We start from the raw sequence: 19,442 nt of genomic DNA on the forward strand, positions 1-19,442 counted from the left end.
CTTCTGCTCGTGCGTGGCGACCTACGGGATACCCCACAATTCGCGGCGGTGGCTGAGTATCTACGACGCCAGCACAAGGCGGCGTTCGGCCGGCCGCACGATGTGGCGGAGCCGCACATCACCGCCGACGGCGCGCACGTCGTCGTGACGGGCTCGGTCCTCGACGACCTCGCCGGTGCGCCGCGGACCGCGCTGTACACCGTGAACGAAGGCCGGTTGACCGCGGTGACCACGGCCACCGGCTCGGCTCGATGGGGGCGTTTCTCACCGGACGGCGCCACCCTCGCGTTCCTGTCCGACCGCGCCGAGCCCGACGTGTTCCAGCTCTATCTGCTGGATATCGGCTCCCTCGGTGAGGCGGTCGCCGCGCCAACCGTCCCAGGCTCGGTCGAATATGCGCACTGGTCCCCGGACGGGCGGCAGATACTGCTGGGCGTGGCCGGCCTCGGCGCCGACCAGGCCGCAGCCCAGGGGGCCATGTCCAACAGTCCGATCGATGACCTGCCGACCTGGCATCCCCTGATCGAAGAGGGCACGCGATCGGCCTGGCGCAGCCTCTGGCTCTACACCGTGGGCTCCGGGGACCTATCGCGACTCTCGCCCGAGCGAATGAACTGCTGGGAAGCGGGGTGGGGCGGTCCGTCCACCGTGATGGCGGTGACATCGGACGCACCGGACGAGGACGCCTGGTATAGATCGGTCCTCACATCGATCGACACCACTGGTGGGGAGAGCCGCGAACTGGTACGCAGCCAATTCCAACTCGGGCTGCCAGCCGGGTCGCCTGATGGCAGGTACGCCAGCGTCGTGGAGGCCGTCTGCAGTGACCGGGGGCTCCTGGCGGGCGACCTCGTCATCATCGACCTGGCGTCGAAGACGAGCACCCGTGTCAACACCGCGCACACCGATGTGACCTGCACCCAGTGGATCGATGTCGACCGGCTGGGCTATCTCGGCCAGCGTCATCTGGACTCGGTCGCGGGAATCGTCGAAGCCGGGACCGGCGCTCTCACAGAATTGGTCTCCACCGAACTGTCGTGCGGCGGTTTGTATCCCGAGGGGGCGTTCACCTCGGACGGCAGGGTGCTCGTCGCGCAGAGCGCCTACCACCTGCCGCCCCAGGTCGCGCTGCTCGGCGGCGGCACCGGCGATGTGCTCGCGACGACGCACCACGCCGGCTCAGACCATCTGTCGTCGCTCGCGGGGAGCGCCGAAGCGGTCACCTGGTCGGCGCCGGACGGTCAGCGGATCGAAGGAATACTGTGCCGTCCGGCGGGCGATGGTCCCTTCCCGCTGGTGGTCAACATCCACGGTGGTCCGGTTTGGGCCTTCCGCAACGCATGGTCGATGAAGTCCCTCTGGGTACCGCTGCTGGTTTCCATGGGTTACGCGGTGCTCAACCCGAACCCCCGCGGAAGTGGGGGCCGCGGCCGGGAGTTCGCCTGTCAGGTCATCGGCGACATGGGTGGCGCCGACGCGGACGACATCCTTTCCGGCATCGACGCGCTTGCCGAACGCGGCGTGGCCGACCGTTCCAGGATCGGCCTGATCGGCGCGAGCTACGGTGGCTTCATGTCGTCCTGGCTGGTCACTCTGGACCAGCGGTTCGCCGCCGCGGTGCCGATCTCCCCCATCACCGACTGGTACAGCCAGGCCTTCACCAGCAATATAGGTGGATGGGGGAACACCTTTCTGCGCTCCGATCCCGAAGAGCCGGGCACGATGGCCCACGCCCGCAGCCCAGTACTGCGGGCCAGCAAGGCCCGAACACCGTGCCTCAACGTCGCGGGAGCGAACGATCAATGTACGCCGCCCGGTCAGGCGAGGGAGTTCCACCAGGCGCTGCTGGCCCGCGGCGTGGAGTCGGTCCTGGCGATCTATCCGCAGGAGGGGCACGGCGTTCGCGCCTACCCCGCGATCGTCGATCTCCTTACCCGTATCGTGTCGTGGTTCACGACACACATGCCCCCCGACGCGAAGACCGTCGACGGGCACCCTAACATCGACAGCGATATCGGATCCTGCGCGAGAGAAGGCGTTCGGCCCTCGCGCGGCATCGATGGTCACCATCCCGAAGAGCCCCGGATGGCGACCGCTGACGGCCAGCACATCAGGCGGCGGGGTCGACGCTGAAGACGGAGACCACGGGTGGGGCTCGAAAACTCGGTTGTCTACGCAACCTGCGATTATTCATTGACCATGGGAATACCCCACAGGATGGCTCATTGAAGCGTCAGCGCGGGGGCCTTTGTGCCACCGCTCATGCTGCTACTGGCGGCGATCGGAGCGAATGCCACACAGACGGCATCAACAGCGCCGTCGTCCGTCGCACCCTCCCAAAAGCCGAGCAGCAGCGGCCCAGCCGGGTAGTCAGACCATCTACGTCTGGCTGCGCCAAGACCGCATTGACGTCGATCTAGGTGAATCCGTCCAGGCGGCCCCACCGTCGAGGGCAGCCCCATGGCCGGGCCGGAGCCCGTCGGAAGGTGGGGGCGGGCCTGGGCGACTTGCAGCGCCCCCGGCCCTGCCGGTCGTGTTAGCGGCTAGCACGCAGATACCGCCAGAAAGCACATGATCAGTACCGATTGCTCTGCACGACCCGCGGCGCCTCGGGACCTCCCACTACCGTCACCGGAGTGAGCAGACTTGCGATTGGTGTGGACAAGGTTTTCGACGGCGAACGTTTGCTGGACGCACCCGCCCTGGTGTTGGTGGAGAACGGACGGGTCGTCGGAGTTCAGCAGGGCACGGAGGCCCCCGATGGGTGGACGACGCGGCGTTATGAGGGGACGGCACTGCCCGGCCTGATCGACGCGCACGTGCACCTGTGCGCCGACAGCACCCTTGGGGCGCTCGAACGTGTCATGGCTCACGCGACAGACCCGGGCTGCCGGCGGTCGTGGCCTCCGGGACGCCGATCACCAGCGTGGGCGGACACTGCGCATCGTTGGGCGGGGAGGCGCGCGGTGCGGCGGAGGTGCGGGCGGCGGTCCGGCTGCGGGCAGAACGCGGCGCGGACATCGTGAAGATCATGGCGAGCGGCGGTGTGCTGACGCCCGGTACCGACACCATGAGCCCCCAGTTCACCGATGCGGGGGTGCACGCGGCGGTCGACGAGGCCCACCGGGTCGGGCTGCCGATCACCGCGCACGCGCACGCCCTCGACGCGGTCCGACAGGCCTTGGCCGCAGGCGTCGACGGCATCGAGCACTGCACCTGCCTGACTCCTGACGGCGTCCGCATCGACGACACGCTGCTCACCGCGCTGGCTGATTCCGGGATCGCCCTCTGCACCACGCTCGGGTCCGATCCCGACGTCGTGGTCCCACCGGAGATCATCGCCGTGGCCGCGCGCGCCGGCATCACCCAGGCCGCTCTGCGCGAGACCGCCGTGCGGCTTCATCAGGGCAGAGCCCGGTTGGTGGCAGGCTCGGACGGGGCATCGCCCCGGCCAAACCTCACGGTTTGCTGCCCTTCACTCTGGAGGAGTACGTGCTCGCCGGGCTGTCGGTGACGGCTGCCCTGAGAGCCGCCACGTCGGTCGCCGCCGAGGCATGCGGCCTGCCAGACCGCAAAGGAGGCATCCACGCCGGACATGACGCCGACCTGCTGATCGTGCACGGCGACCCGACCCGCGACATCACCACATTGCGGAACCCCCTCGCGACCTACCTCGCCGGACAACTCCAGTAAGCCGTGCGAAGGTAGCGGGCGGCTGGCCATCAGCTCCGCCTCCCAGCACAATGGAGCACACGGGTCACTCCTCAGGACTGCGCGCCATCATTGCCGCCTGGAAGCAGGCAAAACGGTTCGGCGGCTGGCTGATCCTGCTCAATCCGGCCCGGCAGGTCGCCAACCTGCTCGCCACCCATTTGCACACCCTCACCAAGGCCGTGGACAAAGCCGCACGCGCCCTGCGCGATCTCCTATGACCCGCTCGCCAACCGGACGTGACCGACACGCACGGTTCTGATCAACTTGTTGTGAACGATCACGCAGCGTCGTTTGCGTTTCGCTACCCGGCCGACGCGTGCCTGCGGCGCACGTTCACCGAACAGATCGACGGGCTGACCGAGCGGTTCGCCCGCCGAACCCCGCAGCTCCGGCGCGTCTTCGAGCGGCTCATGCTGGTGTTGGCCGGACGCCCGGCCGCGCGGCTGCCCAAGTATCTGGCGATTCCGGTCAGCTCCAACACACTGCTGCGGCTGCTGCGTCGTCGGCCCCAGCAGCCGCGGGCGAGGGCTCCGCGGGTGCTGGGGGTCGACGATTTCGCCACTCGTAAGGGTCATGTGTACGCCACGATCTTGTTGGACCTGGAAACCCCCCTGGCCGCCTGGCTGCGTGAGCACCCCGGCCCCGAGATGGTGTGCCGCGACCGCGGTGGGGCGTATGCCGAGGCTGTGCGGGCCGCCGCACCCAACGCCCAGGACGCGCAACGGGATCTATCCACGTAATGTGAACGGCTCACAACAATTGGATCAGAACCGCCGACAGGTCAGGATCTGTCGCCGTGGCGCTTGATCGCGGTGAGGCGGCTTTCGTAGGCGGCCCACGCGTCGGCCATCCTTCTCGCCTCCGCGCCGACCTCCGGTTCGACGTCTATCGCGCTCGCGAGCTTGATATGCGGGCGCAGACCGCCGGACCCGAGCCAATCGCGGATGAACGCGACCTCGGGCAGGGACGCCGCGAAGATCGGGCCCAGGCTTCGCATGTCGACCGTGGTCTTGCTGCCGCGCAGCGCGCGGGCGATGTACCGGAGGTGTCGGCCGCCGGATGGGCGACAACCGGGGGATGTGGTCCAGAGAGCGGGTATCGGGGGTCCCTCCAGGTTGATCAATTTGGGTTCAGGGCGCCAGCCCGGTCGGTGCGGGCGCGACGTTGCTCGCACCGGTCCCCATGGCTAATTGGGGGATAACCTGGGGATATGCCGATTGGGCGTAGGCTGGTGACGAGATGTCCGTTCGCGCGACGCCTCGATACCGTGGTGATCTTCCAGTCGAGGTGACGAGCTTCGTAGGCCGCCGGAGGGAGCTGTCGGAGGCGCGTCGTCTGCTGGGCCGTACGCGACTGTTGACGTTCGTTGGGGCGGGTGGCGTCGGTAAGACTCGGTTGGCGCGACGGGTGGCCGCTGACTTGCGACGCGCGTTCCCGGACGGGGTGTGGCTGGTAGACCTGGCACCGTTGCAGGACGAGGAACTGCTGGCTCCGACGGTCGCCGCGACGCTGGGGCTGGCGGACTGGTCGGTCCAGCCGTCACTGGACTCGCTGGTGGATTTCGTCTCCGACAAGCACCTGCTCATCGTGCTGGACAACTGTGAGCACCTGCTGGACGTGTGCGCGGCGTTGGCCGACGGGTTGCTCAGCGCGGCGGCCAATGTGCGCATCCTGGTGACCAGCCGGCAGCCACTCGGAGTTGGGGGTGAGACCGTTCTCGATGTGCCTCCGATGTCCCTCCCGGCACCCGACCGGCCTATGTCGGAGCGCCACCTCGACGAGTCCGAGGCCGTGCGGTTGTTCATGGAGCGGGCCGCGGAGGCTGTGCCGGACCTTGCGCTTGCTGAGGGCGACTGGGAAGCGGTGGCACGTCTGTGCCGGCGGTTGGACGGGATACCGCTCGCGATCGAGTTGGCGGCGGTGCGCCTGCGGTCTCTGTCGATAGTGCAGATCATTGACCGCCTGGACGATCGTTTCGGGCTGCTGACGCGTGGCAGCCGAACGGCGATGCCACGCCAGCAGACGCTGCGGGCGACGGTCGAGTGGAGCCATGACCTGTGCTCGCCCGGCGAGCGGACGTTGTGGGCCCGGCTGTCGATCTTTTCCGGAGGGTTCGACCTGCCGGCCGTGGAACAGGTCTGCGGCGGGGACGCCATCGCATCCGAGGACATATTCGAGCTGGTTGCCGCCTTGGTCGATAAATCGTTGGTGCGCCGGGACGGTGCGCGATACCGGATGCTGGAGACGATCCGTCAGTACGGCCGGATGATGCTGGCCGAGTCCGGTGAGGAGACGACGCTCGGCCGTCGGCACCGCGACCATTACCAATGGGTGGTCATGCGCTCGAAAGAGGCACGGTTCGGCCCTGACCAGCTACGTTGGTATGCGCGACTACGCCTGGATCACGCCAACATCCGGGCGGCCATGGATTTTTGCCTGACCGAGCCCGGTGAGGCACAGACCGTGTTCCGGATGGTCACCGCGAACTGGCCCTACTGGATTTACTATGGCATTTTGGGGGAGGGTCTTCACTGGCTTAGCCTGGCACTCAAGAAAGATTCAACACCGACGGCGGCGCGGGCGAAGGCATTGTGGGTCGCCGGCAGGCTCGCCCTCTTGCAGAGTGATCTGTCTGGGGCCGAACTGCTTCTGCGGGACTGTGCCGATTTGGCGAAGAAACTTGGTGACCCGTCCGCGGAAGCACATGCCATGGAACTGTTCGGCGTCGCTGAACTGTTCAAGGGAAACTACGCAGAAGCGATCTCGCTGCAAGAAGAGGCGGTGCGCCGCTATCGGGTGATCGGTGAGCCTCCCGGTGCCTGCGCGGTAGCGCTGTACCGAATGGCATTGGCCGCCTCTGCCTCCGGGAGAACCGACCGCGCTGAGGCGTTCTGCAAGGAGTCCCTCGCGATCTGCGAGAACCACGGCACGCATCTGTACCGGCCTCTCGCGCTATGGGCACTCGGCTTCAACGAGTACCGGCGCGGTGACCTGCGCGAAGCGGTCGCGACGATCGGGGAGAGCCTGCGGCTCCAACGGCACAGCAACGACCAGTGGAATACGGCTCAGTGCGTGGAGGTGCTGGCGTGGATCGCGTCGGCCGGCGGGCAGCATGAACACGCGGCCACGCTTCTTGGTGCGGCGCATACACTTTGGCGATCGCTGGGGACCTCGATGCCCCGGACTCCACCGTTCGTGGACTTCCACGATCCCTGCGATTCTCATCTCCACGAAACGCTCGGTGACGAGGCTTTCGCCGCGGCCTTCCAGCGTGGCGCGATTCTCGGCCCCGACGAGGCCATCGGCTACGCGTTGAACGAGAGCCCGCGGCGATCCCGGCGGACGACACGTGCTCCGTCAGCCCTCACCTCCCGGGAACAGCAGGTCGCCGGCCTGGTCGCTCAGGGCATGACCAACAAGGAGATCGCGGCTACCTTGGTGATCGCCCAGCGCACCGCCGAAGGGCACGTCGAACACATCCTGGAGAAACTGGGCTTCGCCTCCCGGGCGCAGATCGCCTCCTGGGCCACGAAGAACAGCGAGGCCGACTGAAGATCACGGCTACGACCGGGTCACCGGGTTAAGCGGATCGCGGCCCCGGCGCGGCGGTGGACGAGACCGTCGGCCATCTGGCGACTCTTCGTGAGCGGCCGGTCAGACTTGATGAGCAGCCCGGCCGCCAGATTCTCTGTCGAGGTAGTCCGGGCCTTCCTCGACTCGCCGGGGTGCCGGACGGCGGTCGCGCCGGGACGCGCCTCGTGGAGAGTGCCGCCGGCGTGAAGTAAGCGCCCGCACACACGACGGCCACTGACCGGTCCGTACGAGCGTGCCGTGGGCGACGATGACCCGCCCGGGCCGCGTTCCATTCCCGGCTGAGCGTCGCCTCTCAAGCGTCGTCCGCCGAGCCGGGACGGAGGGCGACCTCGCACGCATCGGACCCTCTTTGCTCAGATCTGCACGTCATCGCAGGGTTGACAGGGTATACCGCCTGGATACAGGCTGGATGTATGACCCGAATAGATGGCCCGGCCGCCGAGCGGCGCGGGCGCTCGGATGCGCGGCCGGCGTGGCCGAGCTGGCGGGCGCCGGTAGCGCTGGGGCTCGTGGCCGCAGTCGCCCCGATGGCGCTGGGTACGTGGGTGATCCCGCTGTTGGTGCCTGTTGCGATCTCCAGCGTCAGCGCGGTGGGGTTGTCGTTGCTGGTCGGCCGGGCGGGGCTGGTCTCCCTGGGACAGGGTGCGCTCGCCGGGGTGGGGGCGTTCACCGCCGCGTCGGTGAGCGTCCGGCTCGATGCTCCGCCGGAGCTCGCACTGTGCGCCGCGGTCGTCACAGGCGGTGCGGTCGCGTGCGCGCTGACGCCCTTCCTGCGCCTCAGCGGCCTCTACCTGTCGCTCGCCACACTCGTGCTCGCGCTGATGTTCCAGCGGATCGCGGTCGTGGCCGAGCCGATCACGGGCGGAGCCGACGGGATCGCGATGGAAGGGAATCTGCGTCTGGGATTCATCGACGTCGCCAGTGAGACCGCCTTCTACGCGGTCGCGTGGGCCGCCGTGATCGTGGCCGGCGTGCTGGTCGCGAACATCCAGCGCAGCCGTAAAGGGCGCTCCTTCGAGGCGCTGTCGGCCGGGGAGGATCTCGCCCGCTCAGTGGGAGTTCGCGTGACGACGGCCAAGAGCACGGCCTTCGTGATCAGCGGCCTGTGCTCGGGGCTGTCCGGGGGGCTGTACGCGTACTACAACCAGTTCCTGACACCCGAGCAGTTCGGGGTCGGACAGTCGATCCTCCTGCTCGCGGCGGTGATCGTCGGCGGACCCAGAAGCCCCTGGGGCGGGGTCGTCGGGCTCATGGTCCTGCAGCTCCTGCCCGAGACCGTGGATCTCGGTTCTGAACCGGAGGCACTCTTCACGCCGCTGCTGTTGCTGCTCTTCGCCGGATTCCTTCCGCAGGGCCTCGTGGCGGCGGCCGGCACCGGACTCGGCCGCCTATGGCGAATCCGGCCTCTGACACGGCCCGCGCAGGCCGCCGTGACGGCCGGACCATCGGAAAGGACCGCTGATGAGCGGTGACGAACGAGGCGGGCTGACGGTCGCCCGGCTGTCCAGAAGCTTCGGCGGTCTCCAGGTTCTTCGCGACGTCAGTTTCCGTCTGAACCCGGGTCAGGTGGTCGGGCTGATCGGTCCCAACGGCGCGGGCAAGTCCACCCTGATCAACTGTGTGACCGGAGCTCTCACACCGGACGGCGGTGACATCTGGCTGAACGGCGCCTGGGCGACCGGACGATCACCCGATGCCCTGTGCCGTTCCGGGTTGTCGCGAACGTTCCAGCATGCCCGGCTGCTCGAAGAGCTCACGGTCCTCGACAACGTGCTCGTGGGTGCACACGTCCGCGGGCGGGTGGGCCTCGTGTCCGCGGCGCTGCGGCTGCCGTCCCATCGGCGCGAGGAGATCCGTCTCCACGAGTGCGCCATGCACGCGCTGGACCTCGTCGGATGCGGCCACCTGGCCGATACGCCGGCCCACGCGCTCACGACGGGTCAGCAGCGGCTGGTGTCGGTGGCCCGCGTGCTGGCCAGCGACCCCCGGTTCGTGCTGCTCGACGAGCCCGCGGCCGGGCTCGACGACACCGAGACCGGCGCCCTGGCGGATGCGCTGCGCCAGGTCGCGGCCGGGGACGTCGGGTTGCTGATCATCGAGCATCATCTCGAACTGATCATGGAGCTGTGTGACGAGGTGCTCGTTCTCGCCGGCGGTGGAGTGGTCGCGTCCGGGCCGCCGGCGGTGGTCCGCTCTCATCCGGCCGTGGTCGACGCGTACCTCGGGACGCCGGCATGAACGCCCCCGTGCTGCAGATCAGCGATCTGGTCGCCGGATATGGAGCGGCGGACGTACTGCACGGCATCGACCTGCACGTCGGTGGTGGTGAGGTCGTTTGCCTTCTCGGTTCGAACGGGGCCGGAAAGACCACTCTCGCGCGTTGCGTCGCCGGCCTGCTGAAGCCGCGTTCCGGTTCGGTCACGGCCGACGGGGACCGGCTGGACGGTCTCGCCCCGTCGCAGCGGGTGCGCCGAGGCATCGCCCTGGTGCCTGAGGACCGTGGTCTGTTCGGCGGCCTGACCGTCGCGGACAACCTTGAGCTCGGCGGGTTCCGCCATGGCCGTCGGCACGCCGTGGATCGTCTGCCCCTCGTCATGGACATATTCCCGCCGCTGGCGTCCTTGCTCCGGCGCTCCGCGGGAACGCTGTCGGGCGGCGAACAGCAGATGACGGCGATCGGCCGTGCGTTGATGGCCGATCCGCGCTATCTCGTGCTGGACGAGCCCTCGCTGGGGCTCTCGCCCGGCATGACCCGACAGATCCTGAAGGCCATGCGCGCGCTTGCCGATGACGGTATCGGCATCGTCCTCATCGAGCAGAACGCCGCGCTCGCCCTGGGAGTCAGCGACCGGGCGGCGGTGATCCAGCGAGGCCGGATAGCCGTGACCGGCTCCGCGCGGACGCTGATGAGCGACCCGATGGTGATCCACGCCTACCTGGGAGGACGGGGTAGTGTCTGAAACCGCCCAGTTCCTGATCACCGGCGTGGTCGCCGGTGCCGCCTACGCGCTGCTGTCACTGACCTGGGCGCTGGTGCGGAAGGTGTCCGGCCAGTTGTTCTTCCTCAGCGGCTCCATGGTCGTGCTGGGGGTCCTCGGGACGAACGCCCTGACCGAGCGCGGCTGGCCGATGGCGCCCGCCGTCGTCGTGGTGGTCGCGTCGGCGGGAGCGGTGACGTTCGCCGTGGACGTTCTGATCCTGCGGCGTATCGCGCGGCAGACCGAGCTCAGCGGCACACTGGTCATGCTCGCCCTCGCGTTCGCGATGGACGAGTTGCTGAGCCTTGGGTTCGGCCCGGAGCCGCGGCAGCTCGCGCCGGCCGTGCCAGGTCCCCCCGTTTCGTTTCTCGGGGCCAGTCTGCAGCGTCAGCAGCTCCTCATCGTCGCCGCAACCGCTGTTCTCATCACCGCGCTCGTGCTCGCTGGGCGATCTCGCTGGGGCAAGGCCATGCGCGCCTGCGCTGAGAATCCCACCGGGGCCATGCTGGTGGGGATCCACCCGACCGCGGTCCGGACGGTCGGCCTCATCATCGCCGCGGCTCTGGGGGCATTGTCCGGGGTCCTCCTCGGACCCGTCGCCGCGATGGGGGCCTCGTCGGGATTCCTGCTGTCGCTCAAGGGTTTCATCGCCGCCGCCCTGGGCGGCTGGGGCTTTCTCGGCGCGACGGTGGCGGGACTCTTCCTGGGCCTGACGGAATCCCTCACGGCGGGCTACATCTCCTCCGACCTCAAAGACGTCGTGTCCCTGGCCCTGCTGTTGCTGGTCCTGCTCGGCAAGGACTCGATCCGCCTACGGCGGCGCGTCCGCAACGTCCGCGTCTCCGATGATCGCCGCGAGGCCCCTCTGCCCTCTCACTCCGTCACAGACTAGGAGTCCGTCATGTCTCGAATCGCCCTGCTCACCGTTGGCGCCTGCGTGGTCGCCGGCACCGTCGGCTGCTCCGCGGCCGGTCAATCGTCATCGGAAAAGGACGGGAGAACGGTGTACATCGGCGCGATGTTCGACCTCACCGGGCCGTTCGCGCCGGTCGGCACCGCGGAGCGGCAGGCGTTCACACTCGCCGTCGCCCAGGCCGAGCGCGACACCGGCATACGGGTGCGGACGCGCGTCGAAGACTCCCGGACGAGCCCGGACACGGCCGTGAAGATCACACGCGAGTTCCTCCGTGACAAGGTGTCGGCGATCGTCGGGCCGACCCCGACACAGCTGTGCGATCCGGCGCATCGGCTCACCGACGCGTCCCGTACCCCCATGTTCTGCATCACGCCGTTTCCCGAGAAGACCACGCCGTCGCTGTTCCTGGTCGACGCTCCGAGGGTCACGCTCGTCGGCGACGTGCCCGCACGGTTCATGCAGAAGCGTGGATGGCGGCGCGTGGCCTGCATCTACACGGCGGACGCCGGAGGCAAGGGCTATGCCGACGCCATCAACCAGGCCGCGCCGAAATACGGCCTCAAGGTCGTCGCGAGCGAGTCCTTCCAGCAGGGAGACACCGATCTCACCGCGCAGCTCACCAAGATTCGCGCGGCGAAGCCCGATGTCGTCTACTCCTGTTCCTCCGGCGCCAACCTGATCGCGGTCCTCAAGGGCATGGCGCAACTCCGGATGGCGCAGCCGGTGTTCGCCGGCCACGCCTCGGTCAACTACGACATCGCGCACCTGGCGGCTCCGAACCTGCCTCCGGGCGGCCTGTTCTCCGACGCCAGCCCCGTTCTGATCCCCGATCAGGTGCCCTCCGGAATGGCCGGCGCGGCGAAGGCGAAGCAGTTCGCCGACGCCTATGTCAAGGCCCATGGCGGTAAGCGCCCCGATACGGTCGCCGGCTATGTCGCCGACACCGTCGCGATCATCGCCCAGGCGGCAAAGGCGGCCGGCAGCACCGACCGCAAGTCCCTTGCGCGGCAGATCGAGAAGACCTGCGGATATGAAGGCGTGCTCGGCCGGTACTGCTTCTCCCCGGCCAACCACAGGGGCCTGGCCAGTGAGTCCAACATGATTGTTCGATGGACGCCCACCGGGACCTTCACCCTCACCGAGGTCCTTTCGTCGCAGAACGCGCCGGCGCCCTCACCTTCGGCGGGTTGATCGATCCGGGGTCGGTTCAGTACGTGTCCGGCGCGAACTGGTCCACGGCCGCATCCCGGTCGGCACGCAGGTGGACGCGCAGCGCGGTCTCGGCGGCGTCCCCGTCGCGAGCCCGCAGCGCGGCGAGGATGTCCCGGTGCTCCGCCAGTGCCGCGGCCAGCCGGCCCGGTCGCATGAAGGTCATATGCGACACCCGGCGGGACTCGTCTTCCAACTGCTCCAGAATCCGGGCCAGGCGGACGTTGCGGGCCGCCCGGGTGAAGCGGCGGTGGGTCGCCACCGCCAGTTCGAACGCCGCCTTCAGATCGTTGGCGTCGCGCAGCCGGTCGGCCTCGTCCGCCAGCGTCTCCAACTCCGCGATCTGCTCGTCGGTGAGCCGGCGGGCTCCGATCCGGATCGCATAGCACTCCAGCTGTTCCCGCAGTTCATAGATCTCGACCACATCGTGCGGCGCGAGCTCGGTCACGAAGGCACCGCGACCGGGCACCAGCCTGACGAGACCCACCTGGGCGAGCTGCTTGATGGCCTCGCGCACCGGTGTGCGGCTGATTCCGTACGCCTTGGCCAAGCGGACCTCGGACAGGAGCCCGCCCGGCGGCAGCTCGCGGGTGAAGATCTGCTCGCGCATGCGGTCATATGCCTGTTCACGCAGGTTGGGCTCCTCGTGAGAACCGCTTCCCGCAGGGAATTCACCGATCGTCATACAGACAGTATACCGGGGCTTGCACGCCGGGACGCACCCTGTATACTGACGGCATACAGCTTGGGAGGATCGATGACATCGGTCAGCCGCATGAGTTCATCCAACGAAAGACAGAGCTCGCCCGAGGAGCAGGAGTTCCGCGAGGCAATGAGCTCTTTTCCGACCGGAGTGACCGTCGTCACCACATTCCACGAGGGCGTGCCGTACGGAATGACCCTCAACGCGTTGACCTCGGTGTCGCTTGACCCCCGACTGCTCTTGGTCTGCCTGTCGTCGACGAGCCGAACGTCGCGTGCGGTGATCGACCGCGGAATGTTCCGGGTCAACCTGCTCGCCGAGAACCAGGCCGCGGTGTCCCGGGAGTTCGCCCGCCGTGGCGCCGATCATTTCGCCGACCGGGGCTGCTCACTGGACGAGCACCACCTGCCGGAACTTCCCGGAACGCTCGGCTCGATCGTCTGCGAGGTCGACGCCGTTCATCGCGGCGGCGACCACAAGATCGTTATCGGCCGGGTGCTCAGCTGCCAGGTCCGGCCGGGGTCTCCGCTCTTGTTCTTCAGCGGTTCCTACGGCCGGTGCACCCTCGTGGCCTGACGCCGGCAGCCCGAGAAGGAGAGGACCGATATGACCGTCACTCAGCAGCCGTACCCCGGCGGATCGAGGACCTCGCTGCGGTCGTCCGGCCGCTGGAAGACCAGGACCTCGTTCTCCGGCGCGCCCTCGGCAGCACCCACGTTCCGCGTACGGAGGACTGGCCGGTGATGCCCGTCGAGTACGCCGCATCCGCCCTCGAACCCGTTGGCTTCTTCGACCGCCACCCCGCCCTTGACCTCCCGGCCACGTCCGGCGAGGCATCCGCCCACACGAATGCCCATGGAGACCCTCTTGACCTCACGTGAACAGCGGTTCGTGCGACTCGCGGCGGATCTGGCCGACGACTTCGCCGAACGCGCCGACGAACACGACCGCGACAACACCTTCCCCTTCGAGAACTTTGAACGCATGCGCGAAGCCGGATACCTGCGGCTGACCGTCCCAGAAGAACTCGGCGGGCTCGGCGCCGACCTCAACGACCTGGTCGCCGCACAGGAACGGCTCGCCATGGGATGCGCGGCGACCGCTCTCGTGGTCAACATGCACGTCTCGCCGATCGGCCAGCTGGCCAGCATGTGGCGGTCGGATCCGCGGCCCAGGCTCGAACAGTGGCTCCGTGACTGTGCCGAGGGCAAGGTGATCAACGCCGTGCTGTCGGCCGAGCCCGGAGCGCCGCTTCTGCGCGATTCGCGGTGCACGGCCGTCCGCGTCGACGGCGGGTACCGGATCAAGGGCAAGAAGATCTTCGGCACCGGCTCCTCGGTGATGACGCACTTCTCCAGCATGGCCCGCTTCGACGACCCGGAGGCAGGCCCGCAGATCATCTTCTACCGGCTTCCGGCCGAAACCCCGGGACTCGAGATCCTGCGCACCTGGGACACGCTCGGCATGCGGGCCACGCAGAGCAACGATGTGCTGTTCGACGACGTCTTCGTTCCGGACGAAGCGGTCTTTCACCGGTACCCCGTCGGCACCCTGGACGGCACCCTCCTCAAGACGGTCTGGGGATGGGCGCAGCCGACGTTCGCCGCCACGTACCTGGGCACCGCACTGGGCGGAGTCCAACGGCTCCGGCAGCAGATCATCGAGCCGCGCGGCCTTGCGGACCAGCCGCAGATCCAGGCGCTGATGGCCGAGATCACGGTGCTCACCGAAACCGCCCGCGCCACGATCCGCCATGTCGCCCAGGAGATGACGTCGGGGCACCTGTTCACCGATCTCGACGTCCAGAGCGGGATGAGCAGGGCCGTGATGGCCAAGTACGTGGGCGCCAACAACGCCGTGGCGATCATGGAGAAGGTCATGCAGATCGCCGGTGGCGCGGCGTTCTACAACCGGTCCTCGCTGGCCCGCATCTACCGGGACGTGCGCGCGGCCACCATCCAGCCCTACAACAACCTGGACGCGCTCGACCTGTTCGGGAAGACCTCGCTCGGGCTCCCGGTCGCACCGGTCAACCCGCTGCAGGCGGAGGCCGTCGGGAGCCGGTCGTGAGCGCCGCCGTCTCCGACGCGCATCACCTCACCGGTGATCTGCTGGACCGTGCCATCGTCCTTCTGGAAGCGGATCCCCAGAGAGACCGGTGGAGGTCGGCGCGCATCGGCCTGAGCGAAACCCCCGGGCCGGACCTGCTCCTGGTGGTCGACCGCGGAACCGTCCGCCGGGCCGGCGACGGCCAGGACGGCGCCGACCTCAAGCAGATCCGGATCGTCGGTACCGCGGACGAGTGGAAACCGATCCTGGCCGGCCTGCACGGCGGGCTGCACCGCGCGTGGCGGTATCACCTGCTCCGCTTCGAGGGAGACTCCGTCGCGCTGCTCGACCTGTGGAAGACCATCTGGCGACTCGGTGACGCACTGGCCGACGCGTACCGGAGGAACTGACATGTCCTACCTCGACATCGACGGTGCTCGCCTGTACTACGAACAGTTCGACAACGGCCGCCCGCCGCTGGCCCTGGTGCACGGGGCGGGCCAGGACACCCTGTCGTGGCGGTACGTGAGCGACCGCCTCACCGACCACTTCTCCGTCATCGCCCTGGACCTTCCCGGCCACGGCAAGAGCGCACGCCGCCCCGACGGCGCCGCCATCGCCGACTACGCGGACCACATCCCGTACGTCGACGGTCTCATGGCCGCGCTCGGTCACCGCCGCTACGTCTTCATGGGCCACTCGTTCGCCGGCGGCCTCGGACTCAGCCTCGCCCGGGCCCGGCCGGACTCGGTGGCGGCCGTGATCATGCTGGACGGCACCGGGTGCCCATCGGCCGCCTGGGGCGGAAACGCCTTCGATCTCGTGGCGATCAACCCCACCGACTGGATGGAGGTCAACTTCCGGCTGATCTGCGGCCCCACCACGAGCCCCGAACGGGTCGACGAGATCTCCCGAGACGTCCTGCGATGCCCGCCCGACGTCGTCCAAGGCGACATCAAGGCGTTCGCCCGAACCGACCTGCAAAGCGATCTGCCGACGATGACGACGCCCCTGATGGCCGTCCACGGCCTCGACGACTGGTCCATCCCACCGGAGCTCGGCCGTCGCACCTGCGAGCAGATCGGCGGCCCCGCCGTCTTCCACGGCCTCTCCGACGTCGGACACTTTCCGCACGTCGAAGCGCCCGCCCGGCTGATGGACGCCATCGACGAGCTGTGGCCGGGCTTCGCCAAAAACCACCTGGAGCTGAACGCGACCGAGGAGAGCACACGGTGAACCGCCCCGACACCGATCCGTATCGGATGCTCATCGACGGCAAGTGGGTCGACGGCTCCACCGGCGAGCGGTTCGACTCGATCGATCCGTACCGCCGGCAGCCGTGGGCCAGCCTCTCACAGGCGTCCGACGACGATGTGGACCACGCGGTCCGCAGTGCCCGGGCCGCCTTCGAGAACACATGGCGCAAGACGAACGGAGGGGAACGCGCCAGGCTCATGCTGCGGCTCGCCGACCTCATCGACGCCGAGGCGCCGCACCTGGCCAGGCTGGAGACCACCGACAACGGCAAGGTGATCCGCGAGACGACGCGGCAGATGGGCTTCGCCGCCCGCAACTACCGCTTCCTGGCGGGGCAGGCCGACAAGCTCTACGGGCAGACGATTCCCCTGGACAACGCCAATCTGTTCGACTTCACCCTGCACGAGCCCGCCGGAGTCGCCGCGCTCCTCGTCGCCTGGAACTCCCCGATCCAGCTCCTGACCAACAAGCTCGCACCCGCGCTCGCCGCGGGCTGCACCGTGGTGATCAAACCCTCCGAGCACGCGTCGGTCACCACCCTCGAGCTCGCCCGGCTCGCCGAGGAGGCGGGTTTCCCACCCGGGGTGATCAACGTCGTCACCGGTGACGGGCGTGTCGGAGCCGCACTCACCGCGCATCCCGATCTCGATCTCATCTCCTTCACCGGCGGGCAGCGCACCGGACGCCTGGTCGCCAAGGCGGCCGCGGAGAACCTGGTGGCCGTGGCGCTCGAACTCGGCGGCAAGTCCCCGAACATCGTGTTCGCGGACGCCGACCTCGACACCGCGATCCCCGGAGCGCTGGCCGGCATCTTCGCGGCCGCCGGGCAGACCTGCATCGCCGGCTCGCGGCTGCTGGTCGAACGGCCCATCTACGAGACCGTCCTTGAGCGGCTCGGCGAGCGCACCGCCGCCATCCGCCTCGGCGACCCCCTCGACCCGGACACCGAGATGGGACCGGTCGCCAACCAGCTCCAGTACGACACCATCCTCGACTACATCGCCGCCGCCAAGGGCGACGGCGCACGCCTGCTCGCCGGCGGCGGGCCCGTCGACGACCCGGAACTGCCGACCGGGTACTTCGTGCAGCCGACGGTGTTCGCCGACGTCACCAGCGACATGAAGGTCGCGTCCGAGGAGGTGTTCGGCCCCGTCCTCGCGGTGCTGCCCTTCGACGGTGAGGACGAGGCCATCCACATCGCCAACGCGACCCAGTACGGCCTGGCCTCAGGACTGTGGACCCGCAGCCTGTCGCGGGCGGTGCGCGTCGCGAGGGAGATACGGGCGGGCACGGTCTGGATCAACACCTACCGCACCAACGCGGCGCAAGCCCCCTTCGGCGGCTACAAGAAGAGCGGGTTCGGCCGTGAGCGCGGTCTGGATTCGCTCCACGACTACCTGCGTGTCAAGAACGTGATGGCCGACCTCTCCGAGGACATCGGCGACCCCTTCAGCATGCGCGTCTGACCGGCGCGCCCCTCCTCAACACTCCAAGAAAGCAGGAAATCATGAGCCTCACCGGCAAGGTCGCCGTCATCACCGGCGCCTCCAGCGGCATCGGCCACGCCACCGCGAAGGCGCTCGCCGCCCAGGGCGCCACCGTCGTGGTCACCGGACGGCGGGAGGACCGGCTCGTCGCGGTCGCCAAGGAAATCGTCCAGGACGGCGGCATCGCCGACACCTGCACGTGCGACGTCACCGACGAGGACCAGGCCACCGCGATGATCAAGGACGTCGTGGACCGCCACGGGCGTATCGATGTTCTCGTGAACAACGCCGGCGTGATGCTGCTCAGCCGGATAGAGCGCGGACTCACCGACGAGTGGCGCCAGATGACGGACGTCAATCTGCACGGTGTGCTCTTCCCGACCCACGCCGTCCTCCCAGTCATGAAGGCCCAGGGATCGGGCGCGATCGTCAACATCTCCAGCACCGCGGCCCGCCGCAGCCGCCCGCTCGGCGGCGTCTACGCCGCCACCAAGGCGGCCGTCACCGCCCTTTCGGAATCCATCCGCCTCGAGGTCCTCAAGGACGGCATCGGCGTCACCGTGATCATCCCGGGCGCCGTGGACACCGAACTGGCCACCCACATCACCGACAAGGAGGCCCAGGGCGGCATCGCGGCGCTGAAGCAGAACATGGAGTTCCTGCAGCCGGAGGACGTGGCCGCCGCGGTGGTGTACACCGTCGGCCAGCCAAGCAGGGTGAACGTGTCAGAACTGGTCATCCGGCCGCAGATGCAGGAATTCTGAGTCTCCTATGAGCTCACCAGAGTCATCCGACGCACGCGCGAGCCGGCGGCTGCTGCGACCGTACGGACCAGACGGTCACGACGCGCCGCGATTCGCCTACTCTCTCGGCGTCCTGTGCGGAGGAATGGTCTTCATCGCCGGCCAGGTCGCGCGTGACGCGGCCGGCCGGCTGATCGGGCCGGCCGACCCCGAGGCACAGGCCAGGCAGGTCTATGAGAATGTGCGTGCCGTGCTCGCCGACGCCGGCGGCGGGCCCGGCGACATCGTCGCGACCACCACCTACATCACCGACCGCGCCTATCGCGAACCGGTCACCGCGGTGCGCCGAAGCTTCTTCGACGGAGCGGACTACCCGGCCAACACCCTGGTCATCGTCGCCGGTCTGGGTCTCCCCGACTATCTGGTCGAGGTCTCCGCGATCGCCGTGGTCCCGCGGCGCTGACGGCGCCATGTCGCGGAGCACCGCGAGGGACTCCAGCCACGAGGCGGAGGAACAAAGATGCGTGCTCAATGAACACCAGCCGGTCAGGGTGGCCATGACCAGCACGATGTGACGACGTTGCTTCACCGCCTGCGCGCAGGTCAGCGTGTGTGAGCGCAGCAGGCTGGGTCTCTTCGGTGATGAGATAGTTGACCCGCCACTCAGGAGCGTGGTTGCCGTTCGGATCGAGAGCGTTGTTGTTGTCCGTGAAGGAATACTGGCTCACCATTGTCTCCCCCGAGAAGAGCGCCGGGCCGCTCGCCCCGGGAGGCTGTCTCTTATACACCTCT

At 68.3% G+C, this 19,442-nt stretch carries 21 protein-coding genes; 19 read left to right on the forward strand and 2 right to left on the reverse strand.

The genetic code is table 11. The annotated features are described in order from the left end of the window. The first annotated feature begins 48 nt into the window (after window positions 1–48). From ETD83_RS07690 to ETD83_RS07705, 5 genes are all read left to right on the forward strand, one after another. Entirely contained in the window at window positions 49–2,133 is a 2,085-nt protein-coding gene (locus ETD83_RS07690; RefSeq protein WP_205717539.1) for a S9 family peptidase, read from the forward strand. Between the two features lie 766 nt (window positions 2,134–2,899). Further along, complete coding sequence (locus ETD83_RS43545; RefSeq protein ID WP_329602694.1) at window positions 2,900–3,514, forward strand: amidohydrolase family protein; 615 nt, start codon at window positions 2,900–2,902, stop codon at window positions 3,512–3,514. Continuing rightward, a complete protein-coding gene (locus ETD83_RS43550) occupies window positions 3,466–3,693 on the forward strand; it encodes an amidohydrolase family protein (RefSeq protein WP_205717541.1) in 228 nt (75 codons plus the stop codon). The genes ETD83_RS43545 and ETD83_RS43550 overlap by 49 nt, the downstream gene beginning before the upstream one ends. A 50-nt stretch (window positions 3,694–3,743) precedes the next feature. Then, window positions 3,744–3,932, forward strand: coding sequence for an STAS domain-containing protein (locus ETD83_RS07700; protein WP_138644364.1), 189 nt, complete (start codon window positions 3,744–3,746; stop codon window positions 3,930–3,932). 18 nt (window positions 3,933–3,950) lie between these two features. Beyond that, the gene (locus tag ETD83_RS07705) at window positions 3,951–4,454 is read left to right on the forward strand and encodes a hypothetical protein (RefSeq protein WP_138644365.1); all 504 of its coding nucleotides are present in this window, start codon (window positions 3,951–3,953) and stop codon (window positions 4,452–4,454) included. Window positions 4,455–4,495: 41 nt separating this feature from the next. On the opposite strand, the gene ETD83_RS07710 is transcribed toward ETD83_RS07705, so the two are convergent. Then, window positions 4,496–4,711, reverse strand: coding sequence for a hypothetical protein (locus ETD83_RS07710; RefSeq protein ID WP_138644366.1), 216 nt, complete (start codon window positions 4,709–4,711; stop codon window positions 4,496–4,498). Window positions 4,712–4,953: 242 nt separating this feature from the next. On the opposite strand from ETD83_RS07710, the gene ETD83_RS07715 reads away from it, so the two are divergent. The 6 genes from ETD83_RS07715 (at window position 4,954) to ETD83_RS07740 (ending at window position 12,393) form a co-directional block, all read left to right on the forward strand. After that, window positions 4,954–7,266, forward strand: a complete 2,313-nt coding sequence (locus ETD83_RS07715) for an ATP-binding protein (protein WP_138644367.1) — start codon at window positions 4,954–4,956, stop codon at window positions 7,264–7,266. A 569-nt stretch (window positions 7,267–7,835) separates the two neighbouring features. Beyond that, the gene (locus tag ETD83_RS07720) at window positions 7,836–8,780 is read left to right on the forward strand and encodes a branched-chain amino acid ABC transporter permease (RefSeq protein ID WP_171064067.1); all 945 of its coding nucleotides are present in this window, start codon (window positions 7,836–7,838) and stop codon (window positions 8,778–8,780) included. Then, a complete protein-coding gene (locus ETD83_RS07725) occupies window positions 8,770–9,546 on the forward strand; it encodes an ABC transporter ATP-binding protein (protein ID WP_138644369.1) in 777 nt (258 codons plus the stop codon). The genes ETD83_RS07720 and ETD83_RS07725 overlap by 11 nt, the downstream gene beginning before the upstream one ends. Then, entirely contained in the window at window positions 9,543–10,268 is a 726-nt protein-coding gene (locus ETD83_RS07730) for an ABC transporter ATP-binding protein (RefSeq protein ID WP_171064068.1), read from the forward strand. The genes ETD83_RS07725 and ETD83_RS07730 overlap by 4 nt, the downstream gene beginning before the upstream one ends. Continuing rightward, window positions 10,261–11,178, forward strand: coding sequence for a branched-chain amino acid ABC transporter permease (locus ETD83_RS07735; RefSeq protein ID WP_138644370.1), 918 nt, complete (start codon window positions 10,261–10,263; stop codon window positions 11,176–11,178). The genes ETD83_RS07730 and ETD83_RS07735 overlap by 8 nt, the downstream gene beginning before the upstream one ends. A gap of 111 nt (window positions 11,179–11,289) precedes the next feature. Continuing rightward, window positions 11,290–12,393 carry an ABC transporter substrate-binding protein gene (locus ETD83_RS07740; protein WP_171064069.1) on the forward strand — a complete coding sequence of 368 codons (1,104 nt, stop codon included), beginning with the start codon at window positions 11,290–11,292 and terminating at the stop codon, window positions 12,391–12,393. A gap of 16 nt (window positions 12,394–12,409) precedes the next feature. Here ETD83_RS07740 and ETD83_RS07745 read toward each other — a convergent pair whose 3' ends face one another. After that, window positions 12,410–13,096 carry a GntR family transcriptional regulator gene (locus tag ETD83_RS07745; protein ID WP_138644372.1) on the reverse strand — a complete coding sequence of 229 codons (687 nt, stop codon included), beginning with the start codon at window positions 13,094–13,096 and terminating at the stop codon, window positions 12,410–12,412. Window positions 13,097–13,168: 72 nt separating this feature from the next. On the opposite strand from ETD83_RS07745, the gene ETD83_RS43555 reads away from it, so the two are divergent. Genes ETD83_RS43555 through ETD83_RS07785 form a run of 8 tightly spaced genes read left to right on the forward strand, consistent with a single transcriptional unit; the run spans window position 13,169 to window position 19,113 of the window. Next, complete coding sequence (locus ETD83_RS43555; RefSeq protein WP_138644373.1) at window positions 13,169–13,690, forward strand: flavin reductase family protein; 522 nt, start codon at window positions 13,169–13,171, stop codon at window positions 13,688–13,690. After that, the gene (locus tag ETD83_RS45875; RefSeq protein ID WP_205717542.1) at window positions 13,672–13,995 is read left to right on the forward strand and encodes a copper amine oxidase; all 324 of its coding nucleotides are present in this window, start codon (window positions 13,672–13,674) and stop codon (window positions 13,993–13,995) included. Before ETD83_RS43555 ends, ETD83_RS45875 begins: the two co-directional genes overlap by 19 nt. Then, on the forward strand, window positions 13,982–15,184 hold the full coding sequence (locus ETD83_RS07760) for an acyl-CoA dehydrogenase family protein (protein WP_171064070.1): 1,203 nt from the start codon (window positions 13,982–13,984) through the stop codon (window positions 15,182–15,184). Before ETD83_RS45875 ends, ETD83_RS07760 begins: the two co-directional genes overlap by 14 nt. Beyond that, window positions 15,181–15,573 (forward strand): hypothetical protein, encoded by a 393-nt coding sequence (locus ETD83_RS07765; RefSeq protein WP_138644375.1) that lies wholly within the window; start codon window positions 15,181–15,183, stop codon window positions 15,571–15,573. Before ETD83_RS07760 ends, ETD83_RS07765 begins: the two co-directional genes overlap by 4 nt. Window position 15,574: 1 nt before the next feature. Next, a complete protein-coding gene (locus ETD83_RS07770; RefSeq protein WP_138644376.1) occupies window positions 15,575–16,399 on the forward strand; it encodes an alpha/beta fold hydrolase in 825 nt (274 codons plus the stop codon). Beyond that, window positions 16,396–17,886 carry an aldehyde dehydrogenase gene (locus tag ETD83_RS07775; RefSeq protein ID WP_205717543.1) on the forward strand — a complete coding sequence of 497 codons (1,491 nt, stop codon included), beginning with the start codon at window positions 16,396–16,398 and terminating at the stop codon, window positions 17,884–17,886. Before ETD83_RS07770 ends, ETD83_RS07775 begins: the two co-directional genes overlap by 4 nt. Before the next feature lie 41 nt (window positions 17,887–17,927). After that, entirely contained in the window at window positions 17,928–18,671 is a 744-nt protein-coding gene (locus tag ETD83_RS07780) for an SDR family oxidoreductase (protein WP_138644377.1), read from the forward strand. Between the two features lie 7 nt (window positions 18,672–18,678). Beyond that, complete coding sequence (locus tag ETD83_RS07785; protein ID WP_138644378.1) at window positions 18,679–19,113, forward strand: RidA family protein; 435 nt, start codon at window positions 18,679–18,681, stop codon at window positions 19,111–19,113. The last annotated feature ends 329 nt before the right edge of the window (window positions 19,114–19,442 follow it).

Origin of the sequence: Actinomadura soli, assembly GCF_005889715.1 — a bacterium.
Taxonomy (GTDB): domain Bacteria; phylum Actinomycetota; class Actinomycetes; order Streptosporangiales; family Streptosporangiaceae; genus Spirillospora; species Spirillospora soli.